Source organism: Acinetobacter sp. ANC 4218 (genome assembly GCF_002135245.1).
Classification (GTDB): Bacteria; Pseudomonadota; Gammaproteobacteria; order Pseudomonadales; family Moraxellaceae; genus Acinetobacter.
The window spans coordinates 20,555-35,044 of sequence record NZ_NEGD01000017.1; the positions used below are offsets into that span (position 1 = coordinate 20,555).

Here is a 14,490-nt window from a genome sequence, read left to right on the forward strand (position 1 = left end):
TTATACTGCGCCCATCTTGCAACAAGTCAAAGCCTTAAAGCTTTAGGGAAGTTGGTGAAAATCCAACACTGCCCCCGCAACGGTAAAAAATGAAACGTCAATCAATTTAAACCTCTGGTTTACGCCACTGCATGAAAATGTGGGAAGGTGGATTGGCAGCATGGTGCCTGCCCTGCACATTTAAGTCCGGATACCTGCTTGTTGTGTTCTTTAACTCAATCATTCACGGGGAGTGAATGTATGGAGCACATTATGTCTATTCAATTTCAGCCTACAGCTTTAGTGGGCGCAATCGCTATTGCGATGGGTTTCTCTGCATCTGTCTCTGCACAAGACAATACAACGACTGTGAATGCTTCTTTAGACACTTTAGTCGTTACCGCAACACGCTCTGAAGAAAAGATTAAAGATGTGCCTGCGCGTATTTCAATTATTGAACCCCAAATTGTTGAACAATCACCAATTGCCTCTTTTCCTGATTTGCTCAAACATGATGCTACCATCAACATGGTTCAAAGTGGCGGTATGGGGCAACTTGCCGATATTTATTTACGTGGTACTGAATCAGACCATACTTTGATTTTACGTGATGGCATACGATTAAATAATGCATCTTCGGGTACAGCAAGCCTTGCTTTTATTGATACCACAGATATCAAACAAATCGAAATTCTAAAAGGCCCTGCTTCTGTTCTATATGGTACAGATGCTATTGGCGGTGTGGTTCAATTGATTTCAAAAAAACCTGAAAAAACAGGTGCATTCGTTACAGGTGAAATAGGAGAACATAAAACCTATAAATCTGTCATCGGTGCTGATTTATATGAAGACGGTTTTTATGCTCAAATTCGCGGCCAACGATTAGAATCTGATGCAACAAAAGTAACCAACCAAAAAACCAACAGCCATGAAACCGCTTCTTTTGATCAAAAAGGCTTTAGTACTAAATTTGGTGTGGAAAAAGAAAAATTTGCAACATCAATTGACTACAGTACCAATAAAGGCACCAGCCTATATGATGCTTATTCATTTAATGGTGCATTGCTGAAACAAGACTTTGAAAATGAAATTATCAATCTTCGTGGTCGTATAAACCTGACTGATCAATTTGAACTGAATGCACGTTTATCTCAATTTACGGATGAAGTCGACCAAAAAGATTCAACCGACTTTGTACATGGTAAAACTCAAGAAGCAGAACTCTATGGTAAATGGAACCTCATGCCTCAGCAGACTTTACTTACAGGTGTGACTCATCGCAATCTGGATGGCGATATTCTGTCTTATGGCACACCTTATAATGAAGATGTGGACTCAACTGGATATTATATTCAGCATCAATTTAACGGGACTAAACTCAACACCCAGATTGGTGTCCGTGTAGAAGACAATGAAAAATATGGGACTCATACTGTAGGTCAAATTGCTGCTCGCTACCAATTGCTGCCATCAACCAGCGCATATGTAAATGTAGGTACAGCATTTAAATCGCCAACCTTGAATGAACTTTATAATTCATGGAATGGCAACCCAGATCTGAACCCTGAAGAAAGTACATCTTATGAAATTGGTTTTGACCAAAATCTGGCTTATGGTTTGCAAACAGGTTTATCTGCTTACTACACAGAAGTTAAAGATTTGATCGCCTCAGGCAGCAATGGCAAACTGACAAATATTCAAAAGGCTACTTATCAAGGTGGTGAGGCTTATTTAGGCTGGCAGCAAGATGATTTATTTGCCAAAGCAACCTATAGCTACGTTAAACCTCAAAATGAAGCAACTCATCAAGATTTAAATCGTCGCCCTCGTCAAGGTTTTACCTTAACAACTGGCTTACAAAACGAAGTATATGGTATTAGTGCATCTTTGGTCGCTAAATCCAAATCTAAAGATTGGGATAAAAACTACAAGAACCCGGGCTATGCGACGGTTGATGTAAATGCTTTCTGGAATGTAAACCCAAATGTGAAACTATTTACCAATATTCAAAATATTGGGGATGTTGAATATAAGACTGCATACCAAGACCAAGGTTATTACTATGTCAACGGCGGTCGCCTCGCTTCTGCGGGTGTAACCTTCCGTTACTAAGCTCTTAACAGCAAAAAATTTTAAAACAGCGCAGTTTATGGATAATGTTATGACCGACATTATCCTTTTTTATTGTATTCATCAAAAACTCAAGGAACAGATATGGGCCACCGTTTAAGTAAAATCTATACCCGTACCGGCGACTCAGGCACAACTGGACTCGGTGATGGTTCGCGTGTCGCCAAAGATGACTTGCGCATTACGGCACTAGGCGATGTGGATGAGCTGAATGCCTGTATTGGCGTACTTCGCTCACAGATTGCCCACAGTACTATTGCAGAAAAAGCCAACTGGGATAAATCCTTAAGCCTGATTCAGCACTGGTTATTCGACCTCGGCGGTGAAGTCTGCATTCCAAACTTTAACCTGGTTCAAGCGGTTTCCATCGAGTTTTTGGAAAATGACATTGACCGTATGAACGAAGCATTGCCAATGCTGAAAGACTTTATATTACCTGCCGGAACTTTAGCTTGCAGTTATGCCCATCAGGCCCGTGCCGTCTGCCGTCGTGCCGAGCGCAGTGTAATGTCGGTACATAGCCGTGACCAGAATATTCAGGCCAACTCGCTACAGTTGCTTAATCGCCTGTCCGACTGGTTATTTGTTGCATCGCGTACCTTGCAACGTGCTGAAGGCGGATCTGAAGTGCTTTGGCAAAAAAATATTAATGAGACGATTTGAAAAAATTAAAATTTAAATCTGCTATTTGATACTCGGCCACGTCATCTGCAACTGTTCGAGGCAGGACTATATTTAAAGTCTAATGTTTTTGCGAAAAACTTAAAAAAATTACGGTTTTTGACGAGTTTTGCAGATGATAATGGTTTTGCCTACTTTTGCCGAAACAAAAGTAGGTCGAACCGAAGGTTAATTTTCAAGATATAATTCAAATGAAAAGACGCTGTAGTGACAATATTCCTTAAAGAAATTAATAAATCCATATTTAAAATTTGAAGTAAAATAACTTTCATAAATTGTCTTAGAGATACACATGCGAATCATCGGACATCGTGGTGCACGCGGAGAAGCCCCTGAAAATACCTTGGGCGGATTTCAGTATATCCATGACCTAGGCATTCGGGCAGTCGAATTTGATGTCCGTCAGCTCAAAGACGGTGAACTCATCATCATGCACGATGACAATTTCCTAAGAACCACAGGTACCAATCAGGCACTCTATGATTTAAACAGTCACCAGCTTGAAGCTTATAATCAGGCACATATCTGGATAGACTGGGAAAAACAGCTTACCCCGACACTCCGTCAAACCCTGAGCATTATTCATGACTTTGAACATATTGAAGTTGAAGTCAAAGAAGTGGCAACCATGTTCGATGCTGAAAAACTGGTTTTAGAATTACAACAACAGTTACATGGTTTTGAACAAACTGCCGTGATCACCAGTTTCGATTTAAAAATTCATCAGGCTTTAAAACGGCAATACTCCATTTTTAAACGCGGCTTACTAGTTGAAAATGACATTCAATACTTGGCTATTGAGCAGGCTTTAGAACTCGGTTGCTGTCAAATTGGCTGGATGAACCAGCTGGCAAGCGATGAGATGATTCAGGCCACACAACAGGCACATTTAGGCATTAGTGTCTGGACAGTCAATGAGGTTGAGCGTGCCAAGCATCTACAAAGCTTGGGAATAGATGGATTAATTACCGACTTTCCCAAAATGATGCTCGAACAACTTTAATAAAAGTTTCTGTCCCCACTTTTGTGACTCAATCCGCTATTTATTGAATCAAAAATGACTCACATCGCTGCTGTTCACGGAAGCAGCTTTGACCTTCGATAAAATCAATCAACCCTTCCCCGTATTCTGTTACTGTTTAGTACAATACACCTGTAGAATAATGCTAGTGAAGATTTGTTCGCTCATGCTAATATTGAAGAAGTCTTAATCCCTATAATTTGTATTGAATTAAGAATTCATTTATACCTTACCCTTATACGGTTCTAGGAGTGCTGTTGGAGATGAATGCTCCCTTACCCAAAGCCCCAATTAACTGGATTGCAGTATTTGCATTGGTTTTTTTACCAATTGTGGCTGTAATCGCTATCCCTTTATATGCTTATCATCATGATTTTAGCTTAGGCGCATGGATCAGCTTATTTGTACTGCTTGGTTTTAGCAGTTTAGGGATTACCGCGGGTTATCACCGCTTATGGGCACACCGTGCTTATGAAGCAACTCTTCCATTAAAAATTATTTTAATGATTATGGGTACTTTTGCTGTTCAGAACAGTATTTTGTTCTGGGCTTCAGGTCACCGTACTCATCATCGTCATGTTGATGATGTCGAGAAAGACCCATATTCAATTAATAATGGTTTTTGGTATGCGCATATGGGATGGATGCTTCGTAACTATCCGGCAGCAGAAGCAAACTATAAAAATGCACCTGATTTGTTAAACGACAAAGTGGTGATGTTCCAAGACAAATATTACATTCCGCTGGTGATTGCCGTACACGTAGTCATTCTGACCACTGTAGGCTGGGCTGTGGGTGACATGTGGGGCGTCGTGTTATTGGGTGGTTTACTCCGTCTGATCTTGAGCCATCATGTAACTTTCTTCATTAACTCACTGTGTCACATGTGGGGCAAACGCCCTTATACCGACGAAAACACTGCGCGTGACAATTTCATTTTAGCCATTGCCACTTGGGGTGAGGGTTATCACAACTACCACCACATTTTCCAGTACGATTACCGTAACGGCGTGAAATGGTGGCAGTATGACCCGACCAAATGGTTGATCTGGTCCTGTTCAAAACTGGGCTTAGCTAAAAACTTACGCCGCATTCCAAGCTTTAATATCAAAAAAGCAGAATTAGCAATGCGCTTTAAATATGCTGAACAGGATTTGGCAGTATATGGCCATAATGTCAATGAAGATATGGCAACGGCTAAACTTCGCATTGCTCAGGAATACGAAGCTTTTACCCAAACTTTAAATGATTGGGCAACACTGAAAGAGCAAGAGATTCAAGTCAAGAAAGCCTCTGTTGCTGAAAAAATTCATCAAATGGATAACAAACTTAAAGTTGATTTCCAATTGGTTGAACAGCGCCTTGTTCATCATCGCGACAGCTTGAAAATTTTAATGCGTAGTATTAAAAAGAATCCAGTTTCAGAATAAAATCTGGTTCAATATAAAGCCCCAACAATGGGGCTTTATTCATTTTTGTGGTTTAAATTTGCTATAGTGATCACATCTCCCCCAATTTTTAGATTGTCCCATGCAATTTAATCCGCGTTACCCTTCGCTCAATCCCAAGCTTTATCATCATCAAATGCCTGTTCCGTTAAAAGGCGCCAAAGCTGGTCATTTCAATGCAGCACTGGCTGATGAATTACAGTGGTCAGAACAGGATAAAGCTCAATGGGTGGAAATCTGTAGTGGACAAAAAACCTTTGCTGAATTCCCCCCCTTGGCCATGGTCTATGCCGGACATCAGTTCGGGCAATGGGCAGGACAATTGGGTGATGGTCGTGGTTTACTGATTGCACAAATTTTAGATAAAAGCCAACAAAACATCGACCTGCATTTAAAAGGTGCCGGCTCTACCCCCTACTCCCGTATGGGTGATGGACGTGCCGTATTACGTTCAGTGATTCGTGAATATTTAGCCGGTCATGCGCTGAATGCTTTGGGTATTGCCTCGAGTAATGCCGTCGGTTTTACCTCTTCCACCCAAGGCATACAACGGGAAGAAATGGAACCCGGTGCCATGATGCTGCGGACCTCAGACTGCCATATTCGCTTTGGACATTTTGAATGGCTCAACCAATATCAACCCGACCTTCTAGAAGAATTCGTACAGAAATGCATGGAATGGCACTATCCTGAATGTTTGCAAGCTGAACAGCCGATTTTGGCTTTTGCCACCCAAGTCATCCAGCGTACTGCAGTGATGATTGCCAAATGGCAACTGGTGGGTTTTGCCCATGGAGTCATGAATACTGACAATCTGAATATCACAGGTTCAACCCTCGACTTTGGCCCCTATGGTTTTATGGAGCGTTTCCGCCCGAACTGGATTAACAACCACTCGGATTACCAAGGTCGTTACACCTACCAGCAGCAGCCAAGTATTGGGCACTGGAATTTATGGATGTGGCTGAACAACCTGATTCAACTCAAAAAAGATCCTGCGGAAAAAGAACAGTTCAAAGAAGATTTAGCGAAATGCTTAGAACATTTTGAAACTACTTTTCTTGAACATTACACCCTTGGACTGTGTCAAAAAATGGGACTGCCAAGTTTCCACAAAGACAGTTTTGATTGTGGCATGGTGTTCTTGCGAATTTTACAGACGGAGCAACTGGACTACACCGAAAGCTTTATTCGTTTACAGAATAAGCAATATGAAAGCCTTAAAGATGACTGCCTGGACCGCCGCCAGTTTGAAAGTTTCCTGGCTCAATATGAAAACATTCGGGTGAATCAGGATACTGATGAACTGGATGCCGAAATGGCCAAAGCCAATCCGCAATATATTTTACGTAATCATATGGCTCAGAAAGCCATTGAACTGGCAGAACGGGATGATTTTTCCGAAGTCGAGCGTCTGTTTAAATTACTAAGCCAACCTTATATTAAACAGCCTGATTTAGAACGGCCTGAAGATTTAGCTCCTTTACCGAGTGATGTGCCTGAAGTGATGGTGAGCTGTTCTTCCTAAAGTTAATCCACAGCCAACTTGAGAACTGTGGATAATTTCAGCATTATCCACAGAGTCTATTTGACAATAAAAAGATTAAAGCCAGAACTTAACTATGTCCTTACATCGTCTTGCATACCAAATTGCACTTCAATTGCCTGAAGTAACCTGTACCCAGCCTTTTGGTGATGGCTGTGACGTATTTAAAGTCATGGATAAAGTCTTTATGCTGAGTTTTCATTTAGAAGGGCAAGCAGCGATTAACTTAAAAGTTATTCCTGATGATGGTGCCATGCTACGGGATATTTATCCTTATATTCGTGCCGGATGGCATATGAATAAACAGCACTGGATAACTGTTTATGAGGATGAAAACTTAGATCAATCTTTGGTTCAGGATTTGATAAGAACTTCTTATGATTTGGTGGTCAGCAAACTGAATAAAATACAGCAAAAACGTATCGCCCTATTAAAGTCAGCAATATAAGAAAAGCGAGCCATTCTCATGACTCGCCTCGTTTAGATTTAATTAAAAAATCAATTCAATCCTCAGGATATTCAAAACGATAACCCACACCATACACCGCCTGAATCCACTCATGACGGTTGCCCGTTTCCGCCGCATCGGAAATTTTACGACGCAGGTTTTTAATGTGACTGTCAATCACACGGTCTGCCACATCAAAACTGTCAGGATTAATATGGTCGAGCAATTGCGCACGTGAATAGACTTGACCGACATGTTCCAGAAACAACTCCAATAAACGGAATTCCGTTGGGGTCAGGTTCAAGGTTTTTTGCTGATACCAGATGCGTTGCTGGGCTTTGTCCATCCGGAACAGGCTGTTTTGTTCAGGCTCAACTTGACGATCCAGACGACGCAACACTGCTTGTACCCGTGCAACCAGTTCTTTCGGGCTAAAAGGCTTACAGATATAATCGTCTGCGCCCATGTTCAAACCCAGTACACGGTCAATTTCTTCAGTGCGGGCAGTCACCATAATAATCGGCAAATCGGATTGTTCACGCACTTTACGGCAAATGGTCAAACCATCCATACGTGGCACCATCAGGTCCAAAATCATCAAACTGGGCTTACGTTGCAAAAAGCTGTCATAGGCTTCTTGCCCATCATGAAACATGCTGACTTCAAAACCCGCAGCTTCCAGATAGTCCCGCACCAGTTGTGCAAGTTCAACTTCATCTTCTACCAGCATGACATGTTTCATGAATGTTATTCCTTTATTTGTTCAATTGTTTTGGGAAAGTCAGTTTGCAACGCAAACCACCTAATGGAGAATGATCAAAACTCAACTGTCCGCCCATTGCCTGCGCAATTTTACCAGATAATGCCAGTCCTAAACCTGTACCACCGGTACTGCGGGTGCGGGAATCATCCACACGATAGAAACGCTCGCCTAAACGTGCCAACTGTTCGTCACTCAAGCCAAGTGGACTGTCATCCAGGATCACACTCCAATGGGTGGCTGATTGCTCGGTATGCACACGAACCTCACCGCCTGCTTCAGTATAACGAATACTGTTACCCAGCAAGTTGACCATAATTTGTTTAAAACGATCTATATCTAATTGTAAATTCGCACCTTCACCCTGCACAGAAATGGATAGATCGGCTTGGGCAAATTTAGGCTTGAAGTTTTCAACTTCCTGCAACACTACAGTCCACGGATTGACTTCCGCCATATAGCATTTAAGCTGCTGTGCTTCAGCCTGAGCCAAATCGGCCAGATCTTGAGTGAGCTTTTTCAGGCTGGTGACCTGACGCAGCATCGATTCAAAATGTTCCGGCGTCGGTTTACGAATACCGTCCTGCATCGCTTCAATTTGTGCTTGCAGTACCGCCAAAGGTGTTTTTAATTCATGTGAAGTATCCGCCACCCACTGACGGCGTGAGGTTTCATGTTGATCCAGAATGACGGCAAGATGATTCAATTCTGTCGATAAATCACCCAGTTCATCATTGCGGTTAACCGTCACCTGATGCTGAAAATTACCTTTGGTCAGTTCACGGGTCCCTTGCAGCAAACGCTGAATTGGCGTTTTAAAATAAGTGGCCAACAATAAAGCTGCGATCAGGCTGGTCAGGAAAGTTAAACCGTACACCAATAATAAATAACGTTTTTGATTACTAAAAAAGTTAATACTTGAAGCATCATCCTGATCCAGCACCGGCTTCAAGCCTAAATAACCAACCACCTGGTTATTCACCATAATCGGACGATATGACACTGGAATATCGGATGGCTCACCCACCACAAACTGTTTTTTGGCATCATATAAAGACAAGCGAGAACTTAAGCCCAAACGGTCCGGCAAAGAGATAAACTGTTTTTTCTTAGCTTGACTGGATGTTGTATCGGCGGGTTTATCTTCAGTTTTCCGGTCAGAGCGGAAGATATTTTGATTGGCACTGAGTGGAAATTTAAGTCCTTCAAAAGGCTGATATTCGGAAGGTAAATTTAACTTGATGAGGCGCAATTCTTCTGCATCTAAAATCGGTTTGCTCTGCCCGGTTTTATTTAACCCCGGAGAAACGCTGATCAGGGTATTTTCCTGAAAATAACGCTGCTGCAAAGCAATATCATATTGACGGCGTAACCACCAGCGAGACAGACGGTCATAGTCATCCGGTGCAGCAGTGCCTTCTATTTGCAGGATTTGCGCCTGAATGGCATTACCCCAGTCATGATAAACTGCATAGACGCCTGCCAGATTACTGATTACATGATCCAGTTTCTGCATTTCGACATCGGCCACATAGCGGGCAAAGTTCTTTTGCATGGTCCAATGCAATACCCCCAGACTCACCGTCGTAATCACTAGGGTGGTGAGCAACACAGTCAGGAACAGGCGTAAGGCAATCGGAACACGGCGAATCTTCAAAAGTGAGGTCTCAATCTTTTTCCCAATGGATTATTGTAACCAACCCGGTAAAAAAAAACTCTCCATTGTTTCTTCATCATTATTGTTTAATCTTTAACTCATCAAATTTCATTTTTTCATTGGAGATAACAACAATGAATTCCATGACAAAAATAGCTTTAGTGAGCGCAAGCCTAATCAGTATGGGCGCTTTAACAGCCTGCCAATCGACCAACACGGTTCAGGATAAAGATGGCGACCACCCGCGCATGATGCGAGATCATCATCAAAAGCATGAGCGCAACATGACACCCGAACAGCGTGAGCAGTTCCAGCAAGCCCGAGCCGAACGCCAGCAAATAATGAGAAGCATGAAAACAGCCTGTGAGAGTAAAGCCGTTGGTTCGGCGGCACAAATCAAGGCGGGTGAAAAAACCATTAATGGGACTTGCGTGATGCTCTTCACTCCTGATCGTGCAGAGATGAAGAAAATGTGGCGCGAACATCGTACCATGCAGGGGGAAATGAAAGGTATGCCTATGATGCAATACCATGAACCCCTGACTGATGCAAAACGCGCAGAACTGACCAAACAATTTGATCAGCGCCTGGCAGAACATCAAGCGCATCAGCAAGCCGTGTTCAAAGCCTGTCAAGGCAAAGCCAATGGTACTGCGGTACAAGTCAAAGTCGGCACCCAGAGCATGAATGGCACATGCGAAGTTCGCTTCCAGCCTAAAGCACCTGCCGCGCCTGTAATGGCGAAACCAGCATCGTAAAAAAATCCATCCGAAGACAAAAAGGCGCAACTCTGCGCCTTTTTTATTGTTCATAAACTTTTACGTTTTTGACTATTTATTACATCGAATAAAACATAAAAGCATTTACACTCAACATACTTAGCACTTTCAAAGCAAAAATCTTTGACTTTACAGTCACTAAGAAAAGGCATGGAACCGCTTGTACCAAGTAAGAAGATGTTGCACGATTGAGCCATACAAATACGTGTCATAGAAGGCACGTTCCAATGTTTATTAGGATTATAAGCTGGTTAAACCAGTATTGAGGAAACCGATATGCCACAATACAAAGCGCCCTTACGTGATATGCAATTTGTTCTACATGAATTGTTAAATGCTGAACAACATTATGCAAACCTGCCTGCATTTTCTGACACCGTAAGCCGTGAATTGGTTGATCAATATCTAGAAGCTGCGGCTGACTTCTGTGAAAATGAATTGTCTCCAATCAACCAAAGCGGTGACCGCGAAGGTTGTACCTGGAATGATGGTGTAGTTACTACACCTACTGGTTTTAAAGAAGCCTATCAAAAATATATCGAGTTGGGTTTCCCATCATTATCTGCTGAAGAGCAATACGGTGGTCAAGCCTTGCCTGTTTCTTTAGGCAACGTGATCTCTGAAATGGTGGGTACTGCAAACTGGGCATGGGGCATGTACCCTGGCCTTTCACACGGTGCTGTCCGTACCCTAGAACATCACGGCTCTCAAGAACAAAAAGATACTTACTTGCCTAAGCTGGTTTCAGGTGAGTGGACCGGTACCATGTGCTTGACAGAATCTCATGCTGGTTCAGACTTGGGGATTATCCGTACCAAAGCTGAACCGAATGCAGATGGCAGCTATGCAATTTCTGGCGAGAAAATCTTTATCTCTGCTGGTGAACACGACATGGCAGAAAACATTATTCATATCGTGTTGGCGCGTCTTCCGGGTGCACCGAAAGGTACTAAAGGGATCTCTTTATTTATCGTGCCTAAATTCAGCCTGAATGCAGACGGTTCTTTAGGCGAGCGCAATAGCGTTCGTTGCGGTTCAATCGAGCACAAAATGGGTATTCACGGTAACGCAACCTGTGTACTCAATTTTGATAACGCAAAAGGCTTCCTGATTGGTCCTGAAAACCGCGGCTTAAACTGCATGTTCACGTTCATGAACACTGCCCGTATTGGTACTGCGGTACAGGGGCTTGCAGCATCTGAAGGTGCTTTCCAAGGTGCATTGGCTTATGCCAAAGACCGTTTGGCAATGCGCTCACTTTCAGGTGTTAAAGCGCCAGAAAAAGAAGCAGATCCAATTATTGTTCACCCTGCTGTACGTAACATGCTGCTTACGCAAAAATCTTTTGCGGAAGCTGGTCGTGCATTGGTTTATTTGTTGTCTTTCTATGCAGACACAGTAGAGCAAGGTGCAACTGAAGAAGAACGTAAAGCTGCGGACAACATGTTGTCGCTACTGACTCCGATCGCAAAAGCATTCTTGACTGAAACGGGTTCTGAATCTGCGAAACACGGCGTTCAGGTATTCGGTGGTCACGGTTTCATCTCTGAACATGGCATGGAACAGATTGTTCGCGATACACGTATCGCTTGCCTGTACGAAGGTACCACTGAAATTCAGGCACTTGATTTGTTAGGCCGTAAAGTGTTGGGTACTCAAGGTGCAATGTTGAAAGACTTCACCAAGGTCATTCATAAATTCTGCGAGGCCAACAAAGACAATGCTGCAATGAAAGAATTTGTTGAACCGCTTGCTGCTCTGAATAAAGAGTGGAGTGACTTGACTATGCAGATTGGTATGCGTGCCATGCAAAACCCGGATGAAGTGGGCGCTGCTGCGGTAGATTACCTGTACTTCGCTGGTTATGTAACTTTAGCTTACCTATGGGCTCGTATGGCACTGGTTGCTCAAGAAACATTGGCTGCAGGTACAACGGATGTAGATTTCTACAATGCGAAAGTGACCACTGCCCGTTTCTACTTCAAGAAAATTCTTCCACGCGTTCGCTCACACGTTGACGTGATCGCGGGTGGTGTTGAGCCATTACTTGCTTTAGATGCTGAACACTTCGCATTCTAAGTGCATGATGCTTAAACTGATGTGAGAAAAAGGACGGTCAGGTTTTTGACAGTCCTTTTTCTTTATAACCCATGCAAAAAATTAATCTTTAGTCGTCTAACAACATGAATTTTCATGCATTAGACTGATAAAACCGAACTGAATCAAACAATAAACAGGTGACTTACTATGCCAATCTATAATGCGCCTCTTGCGGATATGAAATTCATCCTTAATGATGTTTTTAATGCAGAACAATTCTGGCAAAACAATGAAAATCTTGCTCATGTTGATGCAGCAACAGCAGAAGCTATTCTTGAAGAAATGGCGAAATTTGCGCAAAATGTAACTTTGCCTTTGAACCGTACTGGTGATGAAGAAGGTGCAACATATAGCAACGGCAATGTGACTACACCTGCTGGCTTTAAAGAAGCCTTCAAGCAATATGCAGAAGGCGGCTGGATTGGCCTGGGTGCTGACGCTGAATGGGGCGGTCAGGAAATGCCAAAAATGCTGACCGTACTTTCTGATGAAATGCTGTTTGCAACCAATCCGTCTTTCATGCTCTACCCACTTCTGTCTGTCGGTGCAGGTATGGCATTAAACAGCTATGCTTCCCAAGAGCAAAAAGAAACTTATCTACCTAAAATCTACTCTGGCGAATGGTCAGGTACCATGTGCTTAACAGAACCACATGCGGGTACTGACTTAGGCATTATCAAAACTAAGGCAGAACGTAATGAAGACGGTACTTACAACATTACTGGTACCAAAATTTTCATTACCGGTGGTGACCATGATCTGGCTGAAAACATCATTCATCTGGTGCTTGCGAAAACTCCGGATGCCCCTGCCGGTTCACGTGGTATTTCATTGTTCATCGTACCGAAATTCCTGGTCAATGAAGATGGTTCTTTGGGTGAGCGTAACCATGCAGGTCCAGGTTCAATCGAACACAAGATGGGTATTAAAGCCTCTGCAACTTGCGTGATGAACTTTGATGGTGCCAAAGGTTATCTGGTCGGTAAAGAAAATGAAGGCTTGGCTGCCATGTTCGTGATGATGAACTATGAACGTCTGTCTATGGGGATCCAAGGTCTGGGCGCTTCTGAATTTGCCTATCAGAATGCTGCGCAATATGCGACTGACCGTCTTCAAGGTCGTAGTGCTTCTGGGGTGAAATCTCCAAATAAAGTGGCGGACAGTATTTTGGTTCATGGCGACGTGCGTCGTATGTTACTGAATGCGCGTGCTAACAACGAAGCCTCTCGTGCCTTTGCGGTGTATGTCGGTCAACAGCTCGACATTACCAAGTTCTCGACCGATGCCGAAGCGGTAAAAAAAGCCAATGACCGTGTTGCACTATTAACCCCAATCGCAAAAGCTTACCTGACCGATACTGCATTTAACGCAACTTTAGATGCACAAATGGTTTTCGGTGGTCATGGCTTCATTCGTGAATGGGGTATGGAACAATGTATCCGTGACTTGCGTATCTCGCAGATTTACGAAGGGACCAACGGCGTGCAGTCTCAAGACTTGATCGGCCGTAAGACCATTAAATGTGGCGGTGCATTCATTGCAGAATACATCCAGGAAATCCGTGATTTTGCCAATGGCCTAGATGCAGATCTTAACTTCATTAAAGATGCTACTTTAGATGCAGCAGCAGAAGTTGAATCGGTAACGCAATATATTCTGCAAGCCAGCAAAGAAAATATCGACTTCTCGAATGCAGCAGCAGTGGATTATCTGCATGCGGTGGGTCTGCTTAGCTTCTCTTACATGTTTGCAAAAATTGCTAATGCAGCAAAAGCCAAAGACGGCGAGTTCTATCAAAATAAATTGTCGCTGGCGCTTTATTTTGTACAACGTATTCTGCCTGAACTTGCAATGCGCATTACTAAAGTAAAAGCCGGTGCTGAAGTGGTCATGAACTTCTCTGAAGACTACTTTACTAACCAGGCTTAATCCTGCACAAAG

At 43.0% G+C, this 14,490-nt stretch carries 11 protein-coding genes and 1 riboswitch; of the genes, 9 read left to right on the top strand and 2 right to left on the bottom strand.

Annotated elements, in window-relative coordinates; translation table 11 throughout:
* The first annotated feature begins 6 nt into the window (after window positions 1–6).
* Window positions 7–216: riboswitch (cobalamin riboswitch) on the top strand.
* A gap of 36 nt (window positions 217–252) precedes the next feature.
* From B9T38_RS14695 to B9T38_RS14720, 6 genes are all read left to right on the top strand, one after another.
* On the top strand, window positions 253–2,091 hold the full coding sequence (locus B9T38_RS14695) for a TonB-dependent receptor plug domain-containing protein (RefSeq protein ID WP_086197510.1): 1,839 nt from the start codon (window positions 253–255) through the stop codon (window positions 2,089–2,091).
* A gap of 102 nt (window positions 2,092–2,193) precedes the next feature.
* A complete protein-coding gene (locus tag B9T38_RS14700) occupies window positions 2,194–2,772 on the top strand; it encodes a cob(I)yrinic acid a,c-diamide adenosyltransferase (RefSeq protein WP_086197511.1) in 579 nt (192 codons plus the stop codon).
* Between the two features lie 310 nt (window positions 2,773–3,082).
* Complete coding sequence (locus tag B9T38_RS14705) at window positions 3,083–3,793, top strand: glycerophosphodiester phosphodiesterase (RefSeq protein WP_086197512.1); 711 nt, start codon at window positions 3,083–3,085, stop codon at window positions 3,791–3,793.
* A gap of 281 nt (window positions 3,794–4,074) precedes the next feature.
* Window positions 4,075–5,241 (top strand): acyl-CoA desaturase, encoded by a 1,167-nt coding sequence (locus tag B9T38_RS14710; RefSeq protein ID WP_086197513.1) that lies wholly within the window; start codon window positions 4,075–4,077, stop codon window positions 5,239–5,241.
* A gap of 100 nt (window positions 5,242–5,341) precedes the next feature.
* Window positions 5,342–6,787 carry a protein adenylyltransferase SelO gene (locus B9T38_RS14715; RefSeq protein ID WP_086197514.1) on the top strand — a complete coding sequence of 482 codons (1,446 nt, stop codon included), beginning with the start codon at window positions 5,342–5,344 and terminating at the stop codon, window positions 6,785–6,787.
* Between the two features lie 94 nt (window positions 6,788–6,881).
* Window positions 6,882–7,253, top strand: coding sequence for an MmcQ/YjbR family DNA-binding protein (locus tag B9T38_RS14720; RefSeq protein ID WP_086197515.1), 372 nt, complete (start codon window positions 6,882–6,884; stop codon window positions 7,251–7,253).
* A gap of 55 nt (window positions 7,254–7,308) precedes the next feature.
* Here B9T38_RS14720 and B9T38_RS14725 read toward each other — a convergent pair whose 3' ends face one another.
* Both B9T38_RS14725 and baeS read right to left on the bottom strand, forming a co-directional pair.
* Complete coding sequence (locus tag B9T38_RS14725; protein ID WP_086175456.1) at window positions 7,309–7,995, bottom strand: response regulator; 687 nt, start codon at window positions 7,993–7,995, stop codon at window positions 7,309–7,311.
* A 13-nt stretch (window positions 7,996–8,008) separates the two neighbouring features.
* Window positions 8,009–9,670 carry a sensor histidine kinase efflux regulator BaeS gene (gene baeS, locus B9T38_RS14730; protein WP_086197516.1) on the bottom strand — a complete coding sequence of 554 codons (1,662 nt, stop codon included), beginning with the start codon at window positions 9,668–9,670 and terminating at the stop codon, window positions 8,009–8,011.
* Between the two features lie 134 nt (window positions 9,671–9,804).
* Between baeS and B9T38_RS14735 the strand changes: the two genes are divergently transcribed.
* The 3 genes from B9T38_RS14735 to B9T38_RS14745 all read left to right on the top strand — a co-directional run bounded on the left by B9T38_RS14735 (window position 9,805) and on the right by B9T38_RS14745 (window position 14,478).
* Window positions 9,805–10,428 (top strand): hypothetical protein, encoded by a 624-nt coding sequence (locus tag B9T38_RS14735; RefSeq protein WP_086197517.1) that lies wholly within the window; start codon window positions 9,805–9,807, stop codon window positions 10,426–10,428.
* Window positions 10,429–10,725: 297 nt separating this feature from the next.
* A complete protein-coding gene (locus B9T38_RS14740; RefSeq protein ID WP_086197518.1) occupies window positions 10,726–12,528 on the top strand; it encodes an acyl-CoA dehydrogenase C-terminal domain-containing protein in 1,803 nt (600 codons plus the stop codon).
* A 168-nt stretch (window positions 12,529–12,696) separates the two neighbouring features.
* A complete protein-coding gene (locus B9T38_RS14745; RefSeq protein WP_086197519.1) occupies window positions 12,697–14,478 on the top strand; it encodes an acyl-CoA dehydrogenase C-terminal domain-containing protein in 1,782 nt (593 codons plus the stop codon).
* The last annotated feature ends 12 nt before the right edge of the window (window positions 14,479–14,490 follow it).

Coding starts and splice junctions, on each gene's coding strand:
- B9T38_RS14695 (WP_086197510.1), top strand. CDS start 253: ATGTCTATTCAATTTCAGCCTACAGCTTTAGTGGGCGCAATCGCTATT.
- B9T38_RS14700 (WP_086197511.1), top strand. CDS start 2,194: ATGGGCCACCGTTTAAGTAAAATCTATACCCGTACCGGCGACTCAGGC.
- B9T38_RS14705 (WP_086197512.1), top strand. CDS start 3,083: ATGCGAATCATCGGACATCGTGGTGCACGCGGAGAAGCCCCTGAAAAT.
- B9T38_RS14710 (WP_086197513.1), top strand. CDS start 4,075: ATGAATGCTCCCTTACCCAAAGCCCCAATTAACTGGATTGCAGTATTT.
- B9T38_RS14715 (WP_086197514.1), top strand. CDS start 5,342: ATGCAATTTAATCCGCGTTACCCTTCGCTCAATCCCAAGCTTTATCAT.
- B9T38_RS14720 (WP_086197515.1), top strand. CDS start 6,882: ATGTCCTTACATCGTCTTGCATACCAAATTGCACTTCAATTGCCTGAA.
- B9T38_RS14725 (WP_086175456.1), bottom strand. CDS start 7,995: ATGAAACATGTCATGCTGGTAGAAGATGAAGTTGAACTTGCACAACTG.
- B9T38_RS14735 (WP_086197517.1), top strand. CDS start 9,805: ATGAATTCCATGACAAAAATAGCTTTAGTGAGCGCAAGCCTAATCAGT.
- B9T38_RS14740 (WP_086197518.1), top strand. CDS start 10,726: ATGCCACAATACAAAGCGCCCTTACGTGATATGCAATTTGTTCTACAT.
- B9T38_RS14745 (WP_086197519.1), top strand. CDS start 12,697: ATGCCAATCTATAATGCGCCTCTTGCGGATATGAAATTCATCCTTAAT.